The sequence below is a fragment of the Streptococcus sp. 27098_8_82 genome, assembly GCF_041431615.1.
Lineage (GTDB): Bacteria > Bacillota > Bacilli > Lactobacillales > Streptococcaceae > Streptococcus > Streptococcus sanguinis_K.
In genome coordinates, this window is record NZ_JAPVYB010000011.1 from 20,352 (window position 1) to 36,794 (window position 16,443).

The 16,443-nt window shown below is 37.2% G+C and carries 17 protein-coding genes; 5 read left to right on the top strand and 12 right to left on the bottom strand.

Annotation, left to right across the window (positions count from 1 at the left end):
* Positions 1–11: 11 nt before the first annotated feature.
* From O3627_RS11295 to O3627_RS11350, 12 genes are all read right to left on the bottom strand, one after another.
* Positions 12–236 carry a hypothetical protein gene (locus O3627_RS11295; protein WP_049490247.1) on the bottom strand — a complete coding sequence of 75 codons (225 nt, stop codon included), beginning with the start codon at positions 234–236 and terminating at the stop codon, positions 12–14.
* A complete protein-coding gene (locus O3627_RS11300) occupies positions 214–2,100 on the bottom strand; it encodes a conjugal transfer protein (RefSeq protein WP_371621441.1) in 1,887 nt (628 codons plus the stop codon). Before O3627_RS11300 ends, O3627_RS11295 begins: the two co-directional genes overlap by 23 nt.
* A gap of 11 nt (positions 2,101–2,111) precedes the next feature.
* The gene (locus tag O3627_RS11305) at positions 2,112–4,616 is read right to left on the bottom strand and encodes an ATP-binding protein (RefSeq protein WP_371621442.1); all 2,505 of its coding nucleotides are present in this window, start codon (positions 4,614–4,616) and stop codon (positions 2,112–2,114) included.
* Between the two features lie 12 nt (positions 4,617–4,628).
* A complete protein-coding gene (locus O3627_RS11310) occupies positions 4,629–5,039 on the bottom strand; it encodes a conjugal transfer protein (RefSeq protein ID WP_371621443.1) in 411 nt (136 codons plus the stop codon).
* Positions 5,040–5,041: 2 nt separating this feature from the next.
* Positions 5,042–5,266 carry a TcpD family membrane protein gene (locus tag O3627_RS11315; RefSeq protein ID WP_001091060.1) on the bottom strand — a complete coding sequence of 75 codons (225 nt, stop codon included), beginning with the start codon at positions 5,264–5,266 and terminating at the stop codon, positions 5,042–5,044.
* An 11-nt stretch (positions 5,267–5,277) separates the two neighbouring features.
* A complete protein-coding gene (locus O3627_RS11320; protein WP_371621444.1) occupies positions 5,278–6,273 on the bottom strand; it encodes a conjugal transfer protein in 996 nt (331 codons plus the stop codon).
* An 11-nt stretch (positions 6,274–6,284) separates the two neighbouring features.
* Positions 6,285–6,842 carry a conjugal transfer protein gene (locus O3627_RS11325; RefSeq protein WP_371621445.1) on the bottom strand — a complete coding sequence of 186 codons (558 nt, stop codon included), beginning with the start codon at positions 6,840–6,842 and terminating at the stop codon, positions 6,285–6,287.
* A 1-nt stretch (position 6,843) separates the two neighbouring features.
* On the bottom strand, positions 6,844–7,077 hold the full coding sequence (locus O3627_RS11330) for a hypothetical protein (RefSeq protein WP_371621446.1): 234 nt from the start codon (positions 7,075–7,077) through the stop codon (positions 6,844–6,846).
* Positions 7,078–7,092: 15 nt separating this feature from the next.
* Positions 7,093–8,325, bottom strand: a complete 1,233-nt coding sequence (locus O3627_RS11335; protein ID WP_371621447.1) for a replication initiation factor domain-containing protein — start codon at positions 8,323–8,325, stop codon at positions 7,093–7,095.
* Between the two features lie 204 nt (positions 8,326–8,529).
* Complete coding sequence (locus O3627_RS11340; protein ID WP_223355361.1) at positions 8,530–10,218, bottom strand: FtsK/SpoIIIE domain-containing protein; 1,689 nt, start codon at positions 10,216–10,218, stop codon at positions 8,530–8,532.
* 10 nt (positions 10,219–10,228) lie between these two features.
* Positions 10,229–10,684 carry a conjugal transfer protein gene (locus O3627_RS11345; RefSeq protein ID WP_223355359.1) on the bottom strand — a complete coding sequence of 152 codons (456 nt, stop codon included), beginning with the start codon at positions 10,682–10,684 and terminating at the stop codon, positions 10,229–10,231.
* 22 nt (positions 10,685–10,706) lie between these two features.
* Entirely contained in the window at positions 10,707–11,003 is a 297-nt protein-coding gene (locus O3627_RS11350) for a hypothetical protein (RefSeq protein WP_000611955.1), read from the bottom strand.
* An 864-nt stretch (positions 11,004–11,867) separates the two neighbouring features.
* Here O3627_RS11350 and O3627_RS11355 point away from each other — a divergent pair.
* The 5 genes from O3627_RS11355 (at position 11,868) to O3627_RS11375 (ending at position 16,443) form a co-directional block, all read left to right on the top strand.
* Positions 11,868–12,209 carry a helix-turn-helix domain-containing protein gene (locus O3627_RS11355; protein WP_223355358.1) on the top strand — a complete coding sequence of 114 codons (342 nt, stop codon included), beginning with the start codon at positions 11,868–11,870 and terminating at the stop codon, positions 12,207–12,209.
* A gap of 2 nt (positions 12,210–12,211) precedes the next feature.
* Positions 12,212–13,150 carry a hypothetical protein gene (locus O3627_RS11360; protein WP_371621448.1) on the top strand — a complete coding sequence of 313 codons (939 nt, stop codon included), beginning with the start codon at positions 12,212–12,214 and terminating at the stop codon, positions 13,148–13,150.
* Between the two features lie 260 nt (positions 13,151–13,410).
* Positions 13,411–14,817: a PIN domain-containing protein gene (locus O3627_RS11365; RefSeq protein WP_371621449.1), complete on the top strand. Its 1,407-nt coding sequence runs from the start codon at positions 13,411–13,413 to the stop codon at positions 14,815–14,817.
* Positions 14,818–14,900: 83 nt separating this feature from the next.
* Positions 14,901–15,767 (top strand): ImmA/IrrE family metallo-endopeptidase, encoded by an 867-nt coding sequence (locus O3627_RS11370; RefSeq protein WP_371621450.1) that lies wholly within the window; start codon positions 14,901–14,903, stop codon positions 15,765–15,767.
* Between the two features lies 1 nt (position 15,768).
* Entirely contained in the window at positions 15,769–16,443 is a 675-nt protein-coding gene (locus O3627_RS11375; RefSeq protein WP_371621451.1) for a S24 family peptidase, read from the top strand.

The window sequence follows — 16,443 nt, forward strand, 5'->3', positions numbered from 1 at the left end:
CCCTCCTCTTCTTAATAGCGAATATAGGCAGTAAAGAGTACTGTTCCAAAGCGCCATTTGGCATCTAAGACAATTGCATGGGCTTTTACTTGGGAGATAATCATTTCTCTTTCAGTATCCTTTACTGGAAATAAAAGAAGGAAATCGACTGAGCGTTTTCCTTCTTGATAGGCTTGATAGAGCGTATCTTCTAGAACTCTTGGGAATGCTGTTCTAGAACGAATTTTTGTGTTCATTTGCTTCTCCTCGTAATTGGTTTAGTCTTTCGGTTAGTCTGTTTCTGCGTTCAATATTGGCCTTGATTTTATCATCCCTTGTCATAGTTTTTCTGTATGCACGGGTAAAGGCGTTTGAACCTTGCGCTTTAAACATGGATTGAGGGTCTTTGTAATCTTCTAGTTTTGCCTCTATACGATTGATCCGGTATTGCTTGATAGGAGAAATCCATTCTTCTTTGAGAGTTTCAAATTCTTCTTCTGGGTTGACTTTATCATTGTTTGGTTGTAATACTGGTTCAAAGTTAGATGAAGGTGTTGATTCTTGTTGCGTCGTGCTATGCTGAACCCTAGGATATAATTTAGCCCCATCTTCTTGTACTTGCTCTGTTTCTATGGGTGGTAAAGGCTCTTCCTCATCTTGTTGCTTGCTAGTAAAGTATGACCCAACTTGTCGGAATTGGCTCCTTGCATTCATGACTGCACCAGCTCCATATCCAGCGCTTGAAAGAACAAAATTTCCTAATCCTTGAGCAGATGAAAGTGCTCTAGTTGGTACTTGTGAAGCTAATTCCTTTGTTTGGCTAACAGTTTGCGTGACCTTGTTTCCGATATCATTTGCTACCATACGAGCTTTAGAACCAAGAATAAACTGAATAATTTCTGCCTTGTATTTCCAAAGGAGGAAAAAGATCATAGCTTTAGAAGCAACAGAAACTAAGAGTTTAAAGACGAGTCCAAAAAGCAGAAGAGAAGGGAGAGTCTTCAAAACACCATCAAAGCCAGACGTTACCAAGTTTTCAACTAATTGCTCAATGTAAAAGATGAATAGTGTTAAGAGGCTAGTAATCGCTGGAAAGGTTAAGCCTGAAAACATGACTTTAAGAACTCCAAAAATCAAATCCTGCATCCGAGGAATAAAAGAAACAAGAAGAGCAATTGGGAATAGTAAAATCATCATGAGAACTAGAACTTGAGCGAGGATATTTAGAATCTGAATCAATATAACTGGGATAGCTAAAACAATGGCTTCTACAATTTTAAAGATGATATAAAACATACGAATAAAGATGAAGTCAGGCATCGCAGAGACCCAGCGATTCTTTTCGCCATCTTCATTAGCACCATTTCCGATTTTATCTAGATAGTCAGAGCGCTCTTTCGCTTTTACTGCCGTAAAGTTTCCGTTTGAATCAGAAGTACCTAATACTTTACTATTATCAAATTCCTCTTCTTTTCCATCTTGACTATTCCTGTATTTGCCGTTTTCTTGACCAGTGTTTACAAAGATATAGGCTTTATAGGAAGTTTCAGCAATATAGCTATCAGCCATTGAATCGCCAATTTTGATTGACTTATCTTTATCATAGTTGACTTCAATTTTGGAAATTTTTGAGGAGACATCTTTTGAAACATTGTGGATGGTATCAAGCAGATAAAGTCCGCCTGAAGTTCCTGCGATTGTTCCAAAGTAGCTAAATCCTAAGAGAATTACTAAACAGACATGAAGTACTGTTCTTGAGAAACTCCCTTTAGAAAAGAAGTATTGATAAAATAGATAAATCCCAAGAATAAGTAGGGACATTGAAATGAGGGAATCTTTTCCAACTCCGTTAGTGGTTGAAGCCGTGAATCCCTCCCAGATAGAACTTGCACCGTTAAAGACATAGGTCTTGTAGGCGGAGTAGAGATCTACTTGTTCTAAGATACGAATTAGAAGAGAGAAGAAACCGACAATGGCATTGAGCAGGAAAAAGAAAAAATTGACGAAGATTTCATTAATCATTACCCATGCACCGTTAAAGGAACCGAACCCAGTTGGCTCCATATAGGACTTGAGCGAGAAAATATCAACGCCTTTTAATTTCTCAAAAGCTTCTTGCATGGTTTCACCTCCTAACTAGCGTATTTATTTTCAAGACTTGAAGAAACTGTTGCTTTCATAGGTTTTAGTAGCATATCAATATCTTCAAAAAGATTGTGAACAGAAATCATGTTGAGGTTGCCATAGACGTCATAGTAGAGGCATTGCCCTGAAATCATGTTATCAATCCATTCTAGATTTTGTTCGTTGACTTCTAGGTTGACATGACGAAGAATATCTTCTCTTTCGGATTTTTCGTAAAAGGCAAATATGGTTCCAAATCCCGTCGTATCATCGTCATTTTCAGCATCATGTACAGATTGAGTAATGAGAGCAAGGGTATTATTTTTTGAGCGCCCAATACGTCTCATGTTTTTTATAACGGCTTTTCCTTCTGCGGATTTCATCAGAATCCATGCTTCATCGAAAAATTCGATGGTATCTTCATTTTCATTGCGCTCTCCAAAGTGGGTACAAAAGGCACCAAGCGCAAACATGAGAGCAATAGAATTTCTTTCGTGGTCTGAAATCTTTGTGGAATTATCCTTAGGGAGCTTAAGGTTGTTAACTTCTAGAATAGTGACTCGGGAATCGTAGTTGAGTCCTTGAGTGGCTCCATCTGAAAAGGCAAGTTCCAAGATGGAATTCGTGACAATAGAAGTTAGATAACGTCCAACAGAAGCAATATCGTCCTTCTCGTCCATTTTTAGGCGTTCTAAGACCTGTTTAAATCCAACAGCTTGACCTTGCTCTCTTTTCTCTGCAATGATGTTTATAGCCTCTGTAATGGCTGTTTTTTGATCCATGGTAACATCATCTACGGCTTGCAGGAGAAATTCCAACATATTTTTTGCGACTTCGACTGCCTGTTCTTTCTCAAGAACGACAATAGGATCCAAAACGCCATGGTTAGAAGGTAGCGAACTATCAAGAGTGACAAAGTTAAATGCCTCAATCTGTTTCTTGCGCTCCGGATAGAGCCTTTCAAATTCAGGCGAGTGAATCACTTGTTGGTAGTGATTTCTGAGCTCTCGTTTCGGGTCAATGTAGAGGGTTTTGACATTTTGCAGGGCAACGCTTAAGAAAATAATCTGAGCCAAGAAAGATTTCCCTTGTCCTGTAGCACCTGTGATGATGATGTGTGGGTTCTTGGTGATTTTACCAGCAATATCCTCTTTGTTTCCGACAGTGGCATTATATAGGACAATGTTTTTGGAGGATTCGATAGCTTTTTCAATTGAATCCCAACGCCCTGTCCAGTTGTCTACTCGTCCGATATACCAGCCAATCCGATTTCCTGAAGAGCTATTGGTAAAGGGCATCAGTTCTGAGAAACCACGAGGAGTTACCATATGAGTCCAAGTTCTCGTTTTCTTTTGAAGATGCTGACCATAGAGGAGGGCTTGAAAAAGGTAGGGTGCATCTTGACTAGCTTCGCTAATTTCAACGCCCATATCATCAAAGTAATTGAGAACTACTTGTCTACGTTGTCGTAGTTGTCCAATACTGGAGGCAGAGACAATAAGATAAGCTCCATATTCGATGATATCTTCCTTATTTCCTACCTTCTTCATCAAGTCTTTCAGAGAAAGCGACCCCATGATGATTTCATCTTGTTGGACAGTATCAGTATTTTCTGCCTCTTCCATAATATTGCGATAGCGGGTATTGGATCGTCCCATTTTCCCTTTGATTTTATTGTTATCAATAAATTCTGCCTTAATACGCAATTCAACAGGGAAGTTAAGCCGTTGGACAAATTCTCCTAGATGAAAGCCGTTAAACTGAATGGGAAATTTTCCAACAGGAAGAATGGTAACAAAAGAAGAACCATAAGGACTTTCTAGTTTTAAAAAGCCACCCTTGGTGACTTTGATTAGAGTATCCGTGATGTTAAATTGGGAACGATTGGCGAGGACTTCCTTTTTGTAGTGGGGAATATAGCGGAGATATTGCATCCGTTGGTAGTAGAACAATTCCTCATCCGATAAGGCTTTTGCTCGTAAGGGAGCGAGGGCTTGGTAAATGGTAAACTCATCTGCACGGTAGTCCTCATACCAGTTTTCAGCGAGTTCATATTCGTAGCCAAACCCCTGAGCGATTTTTTCGGAAAAATCAGTTAGGCTTTCAAGGGCTAATTCTTTGATTGTTTGCCCATGATTTTGTTTTCTTAGGTTAACTCCAATCACCCAATCAAATTGATAAGGGATTTCCATTTCATTTGTTAAATGGTCTACGGTATAGAGGAGGAGTTCTTCACCGAGCTTTCTACTATCATACGCTAGCGCTTCTGAGAAGTCCTTTAATTTTTCCTCTAGAAGATAATCCTTAGGAATGAGGGAAACCTCAAAATATTGATTTTTTTGAAGTTTCTTCATCATTTGAGCGACGGTTAATTTGTGTTTATTTTTTCGTCCGTCATCCGTGATGGTGATTGGGGTATTTGGAATACGGTAGTAGGCCATTACTGACCGATCCCTTTTCAGGACAAGATTGTCATGAGTTTGTAGGATGGGATAAGTTAGTGTTAGAGACATAGATCCTCCTTTCTAGAGGTTTGTTTTTTCGAATACAATTTCTTCAACTGGTTCAATACGATCTTCATGGTAGATTGCTTTTTTATTGAGTTTAAAATCCCAACAGTAGATTAGATAATCTGCTAGAAAGAGATGCATTTTCTTTCCATGTGGCTCGTATTCTGTATAAAATTTTGCTAGCTTATAAGGGATAAACCAGTAGAGAATTAACGAAATCGAATGAGTGGCTTTGGCTAGAGGTACAAGAATAAAACCACCAAAGAATAGCATGGTAACAAAGATGAAGATAAAGACTATAAAAAAGGACAGTTGCATGGGTGTAGCAAAGTACCAAATGCGAGTGCCCTTTTTAGTTTTTATCTCTTGAATCCAATAAGGAGCGTTAAGCCCCTTGGCGTAATCATACAGTTTTTCATCTTTCATGGTTAGAGTCCTGTTTCAATCCCAAAGAGACGAAGGAACCAGCCAAAAGCTTTTAGAATGTCTTGTCCTTTAGTTAGTGAGACAATGACAGCATAAAAACAAACTACTGAAAAAAGTTGAATCCAGGAGCTGTTACGCCAAGCTTTAACTGCAAGTAGGACGGCAATTGCTCCTAGTACCCAAACAGCATCTCCTTGTAGGAAGGCTCGTAGATTTTCTGTGTTCATGTTGTTCTCCTTTATTTTTCTTGTTTTGCGTAGTTAATAGGGATGGTGTGGGCTAACTCATCTACAAAGTAAGTCCCGTTATTTTGAGTAAGAGTGAGAGTGAAATTCTCTGAATGAGTTGAAGCCCCTACTTCAAAAGTAACTTGAACAGTTGCGATGAGCTTTTCCCCATCTTCTTTTAGATAGGTGTAGTCAATACTTTTAAAGGTAGTGTTTGCGACTACAGAAACACCTTTAGCAATCAAATTCAGATTGTCTTGATTTGTAGTGTAGTTGGTGAAAAAGATAGTTAAAAACTTGTCTACTTTCTTGTGTTCATCCTCCGATAGACGATCGGTTGCTGACAGGGTTAATTGCTCGTCTTTTGAAGATGGAGTTGCTTGTGAGGAGTCAAGACTTGAAAACCAAGGTAGACCAGCGATACGATATTTACCATTGACTTCCTCAAAAGGAATATTAAATCCTGTTGTGATTTCTTTTTTCTCCGTGTTATTGTCCTTTTTAATCCATTCCTTGTATTTGACACGGTAGGTTGCCACTTTATCTGTTACAGTAACGAGTTGCGAATAAATCACCTCACTAGGGTTTCGGACTTGTCCTTGTGACTTGGTATCAGGAAGGGCACCATAAAAGGAATTCAGATGATTTATTTGTTCGGTTTGCTTATTATTTTCTTGTGAGAGGGTAAAGTAAGCATAAACAAAATCGTTTAGATAGTATTGTAGACGGTAGTCATATTGCCTAGTAGTTGAAGGGGCGTCTGATTTTTCCTTTTCAAAGTTTTCAATGCTTGTTTTTAGACTTGAAACCTGATTGGATAGAGTGATAGCTCGAATAGAACCCATGAGCCCAATAAAGAGAAGGCAGCAAGTTCCGCCAACTACGGCAAGATTAACTTGTTTTTTGGTGAGGGTTTTAAGTTTTGGAGGTTTCTTTTTCTGTTCAACCTTTTTAAATTGTTCTAGAAATTTCCTCACCTTTAAGAGATAGGATTTTAAATTGTCCATAGTTCCTCCTGTTATACTTGAACTAACTCAATAAGTTTGGTTCCTTTTGCATAGAATCGTTTATTGAGTTTTTCCATTTCTGAATTGATAAAGTAATAGCCCTTTAGTTCATACTGGAGTTGTTCCAGTAATTGGGGAGCTAAAGTTTTTGCTTCCTCTTTTTTCAGCAAGCTATTTAATTCACCTGCTTTTGTCCATGAATCTTTATAATCTTTCTTTTTGAGAGATTCGCCTAATTCATTAGCGACTTGTTCTACTTGTCGGGTGAAAGTTGTTTTTGTTGCCATTTCGATTTCCTTTCTAAATTGTTCTTGATTTTGCTTGATGGTTTGTTGGATGTAAGCAATAAGTGAGGAACGCATCTTTTGATTGAGGGAAAGAACTTGTCCCTCTAACGTGAAACAAGCATGTTCGTAGCTATAGAGACCTTTAGAATTTGGTTCTTTTTCGGTGCATCTTCCAGCACATTCATAGTAGAACTCCTTTCCTTTTCTTAAAAGAATGTAGAAATGCCAAAACTTTTTATCAGGTAAGAGAAAGAAGTCTGCTTGATAGATTTTCTTAAGCAATTTAAGAAGCCTCTAGAAGATCATCATAGCCAAGTGCTTGGAAGATAAAATCAGAATCAAACCAGAGCCAATCATTGATTTGAGTTTCCGTTGGGATATCCCCACAGAAGATATCTTCACAAATAATGTTGAGGGTATCCAATCCTCCACGTTCACGAACAGTGTTTAGAGTTGTTAATCCGCCTGACCAAGCTTTAAAGTTTTCTAGTGAATTAATCTCAACTTTGTATTCCATAGGTTGTTTTCCTTTCTAATGTTCATAATGTTTACTAGCTTTGAGTAGTTTTAACATTGCCTTCCCACGATCTGTAATTTCCCCGCTATTTTGAATCATCTTCATGTATTCGGTCTGCATGATACGATCAGCCTCTGAAACTAAAGCAAGAGAGTTCGCTACTTGATAAGTTAGCCAGCGGATGGTTCGTTCAATAGAGTAGGGTTGAGGACTGGTTGAGAGTTTCAAGGGTTCTACCCCACCAAAAAGTTGTTGCCATTTTTGGTCAGGCTTATAGGCTCCAAATTGATTGATTCCATCATAGACTTGCATTTCATGATTGATAACACCACGGGCGATTTCCCCAAGGTCTACACCATTGATATATTCCTCAATAGCTCCTTGTGCTTTCTGGTCTGAAAAGCGAAGTTCGTAGCGATTCCAAATACCAAAGATCTCCAAGGATTCTTCCAAGGAGATATTTTCTTGACGGGCTAGTTCATAGCGTTTCTCGTAAAAGTTAAAGTAGAGTTGGCTTTGTCTTGAGCCAAAGTAGAGAGATAAACCGTGATTGGCTTCCATATCCTCATTATCAATAAAAGAGCCACCCCCTGTTACATTCCATTTCCGAAAGGTATTAAGAACTATTTCTTTAGCGTAGAGCTTCTCAATTAACTTAGGGATATGAATCTGCTGGTCTTCTTTCCCAAAACCTTTGTAGAGCTCATCTAGAGCAATATCTAACCTCTTAATTCGGCAATCCTCATAAGCATAGAAGAGATTTTGAAGGAAGGCCTGCCAAGTGATTCCCTTGTATTCTAGGAGTACTTCCAACTCACGGCACCCTTGCCCTGATAGTTGAAGACAGGATTGGTAGTCTTTGGTTTCTGCTTTATCAAAGAAATCAAAAATCCAGATATTGCCTCGTTGCCAAAGATGGGTATAGTTCATGAGCCGTGTTTCTTGAGCGCTAAATTCGTTCAGATGACAGAAGAGAAAGTTTTCACAGAAAGATTCTAAGTCACGTAGAGCAGGAAAAGAGATTCGCAAGTAGTCAATCCGAGCACGTAAACTTTGTTTTTCGTGCTCTCTATGAAAGCCTAGTTTGGCTTTTAGGTCACGAAATTTTTCAATGCTCAATCCTCTTTCGCCAGCTTCGTAGGAGCGATAGGTTCTAGTAGGTAGGTCAACCGCTTCTGCAAATTGTTTTTGGCTCATACCAGTTTCTTGACGAAATTTCTTAAGATTGAATGGGCTGATTTTATCCATTCATAGGGACACCTCCTTTTTTATGAGTGACACACTTTTTTTGCCAAAGTGACACACTTTCTAAAATTCGCAAAGCCCACTCTCATAAGGAATGAGGAGGGTTGGACTTTGCCATTTTGCCAAATGTAACCCCCCTATTAGAAATCGGGGGTTTCATCATCAGAAACTAGGAACTTCGGGCTACGGTCTGCGCCTGACTTGCCGTCAGGCTTGCCCTTGCCCTTGTCCTAGTTCCTGATGACTAAGTGCCATTTGAACGGCTTTTGCATATGATTTTCGTCCGCCTTCTTCAAAGTGAACCAGAGTTTCTAGAAGGAGTTCTTCTTGAAAAGGAGTCACCAAAATAGCTGAGTCAGAACGGTCAAAATCGATTCCTTGTTCTTCCAAGAGATAAATAATCTTTCGAAGCGTTGTAACTTTTAGTTCCTGTTCTTCTGCAAACTCCTTTAGTGGTCGTTGGTTGACATGGTTTTCTACCTGTTCTACCTCCTCTATTAGTTCTTTTGTTGGGACTAGTGAGTCAAAGTCTTTAAAAACAGAAAACTCTTCTCCTTCAAATTCTAAAATGGGAATTTGCGAGTAGGCCTCATAGAAAGAAAAGCCATGGTCTAATGGAACATAAGGTGAGAAAAACTCACCAGCCAGGTCTCCGTTGTTTGCGATATAACCCCGTCCCTTGACCTTAACGCCATTGATTTTATCCAGTTTTTTGAACTCTTTGGTTTTATTGGCATCTCCAAACATCATGTCATAGCCTGTTGATTCTAAATGACCGACTGAGAGGCGCTTCATGAAGTTATCTCGAAGAGCAGTTTTGACAAACTCTCCATCAGGACGTTGCATGGCAAAAATCACATAAACCCCAGCTTGACGACCTTCTAGGACTAGTTGGGTAAGGTATTCGGTGACTTCTGCTTGTAGGCTATAATCCCGATCAATTTTAGCGATAAGGGCTGCCCACTCGTCAACCAGAATGAATTTAGGTTTCATCCCGTAATAAGTGAAGTTCTTACCAGCTTGAAATTTGGGAGATGTAGACATGAGTTCATATCGTTTCTCCATGAACTCAACGTTTTCCCTAAAGCACTGGATAATATCTTCCTTACCGGTAAAGACTCGACCATGAAAGACAGGGATTTTTTTCAAACCAGATAGATCTGAGTTTTTCGGATCACAAATATCTATGAAACCAATCTTAGCAAGAGCATAGATGATGGACATGAGAAGAATTGTCTTCCCTCCTCCTGTACCTCCACCAATCAGTAAGTGTGGTTCTTCGATGAAGTCCCAAACAACATCTTTCATAAGTTGGAGTTTTGAACCCTTGACCACTACTTGGTCAATGCCAATACGGCTATCAATGCGGTTAATGGCGATATCGTACTTAATAAAGCGTTTATCAAAGGTTTTATTTCGAAAGTCACCATTAAACATGACTTCAAGTGTTGCCCCAAGATTGAGAAATCGATCTTGAAACTTATTACCTTCTAAGATAAAACTCACTTCCAAACCATAACGGGATTGTTTGAGATAGACTTGAGGAAGCTTGATTTTCTCTATCGTCCTTTTCTCTCGTTTGACTTTTTTGACTAGATAGAGATTGTTTTCTAAGAGAAAACGAGAGAGAATTCGTAAGCTATTGAGTTTTTGAAAAGCGAGCAGTTTCTCGTAGCAAAACCAATTCAGTACTTGAGAGATTAGAGCGGAAAGTAAGGTAAAGGCAACTAAGTAGTAGGTTTTGGGAAAGGGTTGGGCTTGTAGTTCCAAGTGGTGTTGATAGCCATAGTAAGCTAAGGCAAATAAAAAAGGCGACCACAAGATAAACCAAGTGATTGCCTTGATATGTCGATGATAGACTTGAACTCTTTGTCCACGGTAGGTAAAGAGTTTCATGTGTCACCTCCTAGTTTTCTTTCTTGTTTTCTACGGGTTTAGAGTCTTTAGGACTTGTCCCTTTTTTCTTAATCTTAGAACCAAATAGCTTATAGATATCATTTCGGTTAACGTGAGTATGAGTTACGACAATATCTTCTAGCTCCACTTCCTCACGGTACTTGAGACCCAAGTCTTCGATTTCAGACTCCGCCATATCGGCAATGGTGAAAAAGAGGGTTTCATGTTGGACTGAAGAATGAATCCCTACCACAACACCCCGAATTTCCCCCGTATTAACCTGAACGTAGGAGCCGTCAGGATTGCGTTGGGAACGGTCAATTTCATAGATGGTATCTGTTCCTTCAATCCCTCGGAAGGTGAGTTTTCCAAAGACTTGAGGGATATTAAGGCCTTCTGAAATAACCCGATAGGTCTTATCTGCAATTTGAAGTTTTTCTCCGTAGTTTAATCCAATTTTAGCCATGTATGTTTTCTCCTATTCTTTCTTATTTTTTTAAAACCAGTTTTTCAGCAAATACATTAAGTGCTGGGGCAACGGAATTTCCGTTTAGGGAAGTGTCTGCGAGGAAAATGGGATTAACCACTTCAACCAAAGCATCTTCTGGAAAGACGGTAGCTGAAGCGGGTGTGATTACGTGGAAAGCTCCGTGTTGTTCATTGTTTAGCACGTGGCGTTGGTATTTGCCTTCTTTTCCGAAGACATAGCGTGGTGCATTGCCCAATTTTTCGTAGTAAGCAGTGCCGATAAATTCTGGTAGCATGACAAGTGTTTCTGGGATCATAAGAGTTTCCTTTCTGAGTGTAAAATAAAAAGAGTTAAGCCAGTTGCTTCACTCTTGAATAGTAATGAGTAAAAAGTTTTCGTTTAAACATTCTTGTATAAAATTGTACTTCACCATGAGCAAAGCCAGTAAGTAGTGATTGATTGGCTAGTTTATCTAAATCCTTTTGGGCTTGATGATAGAGTTTCCCCTGGAGTTGTTCCAAAGAGGAAAAGATATCATAGGTGAAAATGTAGTTTTTATAGATTCGTTCACATTGTTGTGCGAAAAAAGTTAGTCATATGTTCTCCTTTATTGTAAAAGTAAAAAGCTACTAAGAAAATGGACTTAGTAGCTAGAGTAAATCTATCTAGTAAATTAGATAGATAGCAGTAGAGAAAAGTTATTTGGTTGAAGGATTCCTCCTTCACGGTGGCAACGTTTAGCAAGGTGCTTTGCATGAATTACCATCGCTTTCCCAGCCAATCTCATTAGGTAGTCATTATCATACCTTTAAGATTCTCTTACGCCCTTTGGCGAAGCCAGTTCACTTTACTATTCGGAAAAGTGCGAAAGTCCGAAATGCGTGGAAGCCCACAAAAAATGTTTTAAATCTTCACTTCAACCATCAAACAGACTTGACTTTTATTTCCAAAACGTTTACAATAAAGGTACGAAGTTTAGTGTAGTTTTGGCAATCAGTCCTCTGGTTGTCAGACGCACTTTTTATTTAATTGTCAATGATCGTGATTTAGCCTTGAAGATAAGGTTATTATTTTCAACTGCTATACAACTATCAGTTGTTGATTATATTATACAACCATTGGTTGTAAATGTCAACCTTTTTTTGAAAAAATTCAAAAATATTTTTTTAAGGGGAACTATATGGATCTTGCGGAACACCTTAAGACCTTGAGAAAACAGGCTAAAATGACCCAGGCCCAAGTCGCAAAAGCTATCGAAATTTCGCAACAAGGATACGCTTATTGGGAACAAGGAAAAAAACGTCCAAGTCATGACAATCTTGTGAAGATTGCCAAACTCTTTAATGTATCTGTTGATACCTTGGTATCAAATGATAAGACTGATGATATTGATTTGTCAGAAGTAGAATTGCTCTTCAGAACCACATCTGACGGTATGAGCAATGAAGAAAAAGAAGTCTTCAAACAAGAGCTGCTTCAGTTTATGAAGGAGCGGAAGAAACTTTTTGATGAGGAAAATTAGATATGATTGATAGGTTTGATAGAAATATATCTAGAGAAAAGCATTCATGGTGTTATAAAGTATACAAGGATTATTTAACTGAAATCAATCAATATTATTGGACGTTAATTCCACTAGCATCTGAGGCAGAATATAGAGTTCGGAATTCAGGATTCGATAACCAAAGGTTCAGTACTGCGACTTTTTTTAATGCTTCTGGACCTGATGTAAGAAAAATACCACCGTATCTATTAGAATGGCAAGAAAATTTCAATAAATTCCAAAAATGGAACAGAATCAATACCTTGGTAAGCATTATTTCTAATTTTGAAACTTACTTGTCATCAATCATTAAAGTAGCTTTTGAATCGAATCCTGGGTTACTTTTAAACTATTCCAATCTTAAGGAAAATAGTGTTAAGATTGATGGTGTTAGCTATCTAAAAAATGGTGCATTTACTGGTAAATACAGAGAACTAATCGAAGAAATTGTTGAGCAGATTACAAAAGGAGATTGGCAGAGAAGGACTAGTATGTTTTATAGAATCTTTCCAGATGCTCCTTCAAAATTCAAAGAAAGTATCAGTGAACTAGAGCATGCTAGAAAGCTTAGAAATAATGCTGCTCATTCTTTTGGTCGTAGAATAGATGTAGCGGTAAATAATAGAAGTTTTAAAAAAATAGATGAAACAGATACTCTAAGCGAAAAACGTCTTATGGCATATTTTGCATTATTCAGTTCATTGACTGAATCTATTGATGAGTATCTTCTAAATACACATATTGGTGCTTATGAAGTGATTCATTTTTATCATAGGAATTATGTTGAAAAATATAATATTGATAGATACAATTCAAAATGGAGAAATGAATTGAAGAGGGAGCTAACTAAAGAAGCTAAAATTGATTCATGGGGAAAGCGTTATATCGAATCAATGATTAAGTATTATCATTCAATTTAGTGGCTCGATTAAAATTCTCTTACTTTTTTGAAAAAATAAGTAGAAGGCTATTTTAAGTAGTGAAGAGTGAAACAATTAAAAGAACTAAGATTATCTAAGGGACAGAATAGAAAAGAGCTTGCTAAATAGTTTGGAACAACAGAACGTACCATTGCCCGTCGGGAGAATGGAGATACGGATATGTATCTGAGTACGGCAGTTAAGTTAGCTGAGTTCTATGATGTTAGTATGGATATTTTCAGTAGTAAGGAAATTAAAAAATGAATTCTAAAATAAATGATGAAATAATAATTTGTTTAGATACAAATATTTATCATCAGGCTAATTATAATTTTGATGCAAATGTTTTTACTACTTTTAAAGATTTAAAAGTACGATTATATCCAAATTTAAAGATATATGTTGATCCGATAATCTATAGAGAAGTACTATCCCATATCAATGATAGAATCGAAGAAATACTGATTTATTTAAATGAATTTAATAAAAAGGCTCTGAATATTGACACTCTCAATTCTATAAAGAATAATTTGGATTATATTAAGTCAAATAGTTATAGTGAGGCAAAAGACAAGTTCGAAGAATTTGTGAATTTCTTTACTAATGAACAACTTGAAATGGCTTTTCCAAACTATAATATGACTGAGATTCTAGAGGACTATTTTAATTCAGAACTACCTTTTGAGGATAAAGCAAAAAAGAAAAATGAATTTCCTGATGCTCTTATCATACATAATTTAAAAACTAAATTTCAAAATTCCAATCAAAAACTTATAGTCGTGTCTACAGATAAGGGGTTTATTGAAGCTGTTAAGTTGAAAATTCCACACGCAAAACAATTTATAAACTACCAAGATTGCGTTAATTACCTCAATAAAGATTTGCCAGGCTACAAAAGAGTACGTAATGGTGTCTTACAAGAGTCTTTGAGTATAGCTAAACAAATAAAAGTTGATTTATCTGACTTTTTTGAAGACTTAAATGAACTGTATTACTTTGAAGAAAATGGAATAACAATTGATGTAACTGATTATGATAAAGATGGAATTACTGAACTTACTGAATTAGATGAAGCATTGATAAGTGGTTTTGAGATAAAGAGTCCTAGTGTTAAGGTTTTAAAACTGGATATTGATGAGCAAAACTCTAAAGCTGAATTAAAATTTAAATTAAATATTGATATTGAAGGTAGAGAGGAAGATTCATATAATCTGATTTGCGAGAATCATAAAGTAGATATGTTTATAGATTTAGATGTTAAAATCTTTGAAGATAAAATAGAAGTACTCAACTTTACAAGAAAACCAATTATGTTAGATAAAACTAGTCGTGTAAGTAGAGAAGTACATAGAGATTACTTTAGCGAAACTTATTTTGACGTGAATCTTCAACCTACCAATCCAACATATAAAATTATTTGTAACAATTGTGGAGCTGAATCTGAATTTTTTGCACCTGATATAGTTGAGTTTGACCAAAGTAGCACAGAAAGAAGTATGGGGACAGATACGTATTATTCTATTGAGCTAAATGAAATATGTGAAAATTGTAGTTGCTCACTAAATATAGAAATTACAATCAATGAATACCCGTATTTAGTTTTAGATAATCAGGATTCAAACTGTCCAGATGGTGATTTAATTGGTTTAAGTTATGAATTCAAGTAAATACTTTTTCCAGTGGACAATCGTCCACTTTTTCTATATAATTATTGTTAGTTTATAAAACAACAAAACTTCAAGGAGGTATTATGGATACACGATACAGCCAAATTAAGGAAGTTGCAAATCGTTATATTTACAAGTATATCAAGGAGAATGACTCTTCTCTTTTGGGGTATGACTTTGAAGGATTTTTCAACCATATTGTTGAGAGTCACAATATCAAGGTAATGGATCATCATTTTTCCAGTCGCAAGATTGAAGGGTTGACCTTGATTGATGAGAGCGGTGTTTCATTTTCTTATGAAAGGGAAAATCCGCAAGTGAAACAAAACTTTACTAAGTGCCATGAGTTGGGGCACTTTCTGCTAAAGCATAGTGGCTCTTTCTTTACAGAGTTAAAGGATGAGTCTGACTCTATCTTTGAGAGCGAAGCAAATCTCTTTTCAGCATTTGTGCTTATGCCAAGTATTGTTTTGCTGTCGAAGATATTTTATAGGCATGATAGTTTTTCACGAGTAATGAAAGATCTGAAAGTTTCTGCTGAAGCCTTGGTCTATCGCTTGAGAGACTTATTCAGTCATGAAACAACTCATTCAATAGATGAGGTTAACCATGCTATTCAAGACTATAAAAACGGTCAGTTGGATAGGATTGTAGATATGTTTGGCTTGTTGAAGTCGTCTATTATCGAAGAGTATAAGCAAGTCACTATAGATATGCTAGCCAAGGTCTACCATTTGCTGATCAGAGATGCCTACCTGTCTGATAGACAAATCCATGAATTGAAGGAGAAATCGTTTAGACAAGCCTTGGAAGCTGACAAATCAGATATTTCTTGTGGTCAACTTTTTGATTATGGTAAAGTCATTTACTTTGCTTGGAAAAAAGATAAACTAACAGAGAGACAAGCAGTTAGTAACGCCAAAACACAACTACTGTTAGAAAGGGTATGAGATGTTCAACGGTGCAAAATTAAAACAAAGACGTGAAGAGTTGGGAATGAAACAAAGTGAGATTGCACGGCTTCTTGATATTAACCGATCTTCTTATTTCTCTTGGGAAAATGGCAGAGCAGTTCCAAACAAGACCAACTTGAAAAAGATTGCTGAGATTCTAGGAGTGACAGAAGAGTTCTTCTATATGGAAGAAATTGCTATGCTTTATAAGCAACTGAATCCTTCTAATCAGACCAAGGCTATGAACTATGTTAAAGACTTAGTAGATAAGCAGTCTAACATTATTGCTATGCCTAATTTCCCTTATCGTGTCTATGAAAGCCTGTCGGCTGGTATTGGTGCTACTGTCTATGATGATAAGAGATTTGATGTGGTTTACTTTGATAAGGAACTGGCTCATGATTTTGCTTCCTGGATTTCAGGGGATTCCATGGAGCCTACCTATCATAACGGATCCGTTGCTCTTATTCGTGAAACGGGCTTTGATTATGACGGAGCAGTTTATGCGGTAGTGTGGAATTCACAGACCTTTATCAAGAAAGTTTACTGTGAGGAAAAAGGGTTACGCCTAGTTTCCATTAACAAGGATTATAAAGACATCCATATTCCTTATGATGAAAATCCTCGTATCGTAGGTAAAATCGTAGGTGACTTTATGCCATTAGAGGTGTAA

Excerpts from the sequence above, each read along its gene's own strand:
- O3627_RS11295 (WP_049490247.1), bottom strand. The coding sequence starts at position 236 with ATGAACACAAAAATTCGTTCTAGAACAGCATTCCCAAGAGTTCTAGAA.
- O3627_RS11300 (WP_371621441.1), bottom strand. The coding sequence starts at position 2,100 with ATGCAAGAAGCTTTTGAGAAATTAAAAGGCGTTGATATTTTCTCGCTC.
- O3627_RS11305 (WP_371621442.1), bottom strand. The coding sequence starts at position 4,616 with ATGTCTCTAACACTAACTTATCCCATCCTACAAACTCATGACAATCTT.
- O3627_RS11310 (WP_371621443.1), bottom strand. The coding sequence starts at position 5,039 with ATGAAAGATGAAAAACTGTATGATTACGCCAAGGGGCTTAACGCTCCT.
- O3627_RS11315 (WP_001091060.1), bottom strand. The coding sequence starts at position 5,266 with ATGAACACAGAAAATCTACGAGCCTTCCTACAAGGAGATGCTGTTTGG.
- O3627_RS11320 (WP_371621444.1), bottom strand. The coding sequence starts at position 6,273 with ATGGACAATTTAAAATCCTATCTCTTAAAGGTGAGGAAATTTCTAGAA.
- O3627_RS11330 (WP_371621446.1), bottom strand. The coding sequence starts at position 7,077 with ATGGAATACAAAGTTGAGATTAATTCACTAGAAAACTTTAAAGCTTGG.
- O3627_RS11335 (WP_371621447.1), bottom strand. The coding sequence starts at position 8,325 with ATGGATAAAATCAGCCCATTCAATCTTAAGAAATTTCGTCAAGAAACT.
- O3627_RS11340 (WP_223355361.1), bottom strand. The coding sequence starts at position 10,218 with ATGAAACTCTTTACCTACCGTGGACAAAGAGTTCAAGTCTATCATCGA.
- O3627_RS11345 (WP_223355359.1), bottom strand. The coding sequence starts at position 10,684 with ATGGCTAAAATTGGATTAAACTACGGAGAAAAACTTCAAATTGCAGAT.
- O3627_RS11350 (WP_000611955.1), bottom strand. The coding sequence starts at position 11,003 with ATGATCCCAGAAACACTTGTCATGCTACCAGAATTTATCGGCACTGCT.
- O3627_RS11355 (WP_223355358.1), top strand. The coding sequence starts at position 11,868 with ATGGATCTTGCGGAACACCTTAAGACCTTGAGAAAACAGGCTAAAATG.
- O3627_RS11360 (WP_371621448.1), top strand. The coding sequence starts at position 12,212 with ATGATTGATAGGTTTGATAGAAATATATCTAGAGAAAAGCATTCATGG.
- O3627_RS11365 (WP_371621449.1), top strand. The coding sequence starts at position 13,411 with ATGAATTCTAAAATAAATGATGAAATAATAATTTGTTTAGATACAAAT.
- O3627_RS11370 (WP_371621450.1), top strand. The coding sequence starts at position 14,901 with ATGGATACACGATACAGCCAAATTAAGGAAGTTGCAAATCGTTATATT.
- O3627_RS11375 (WP_371621451.1), top strand. The coding sequence starts at position 15,769 with ATGTTCAACGGTGCAAAATTAAAACAAAGACGTGAAGAGTTGGGAATG.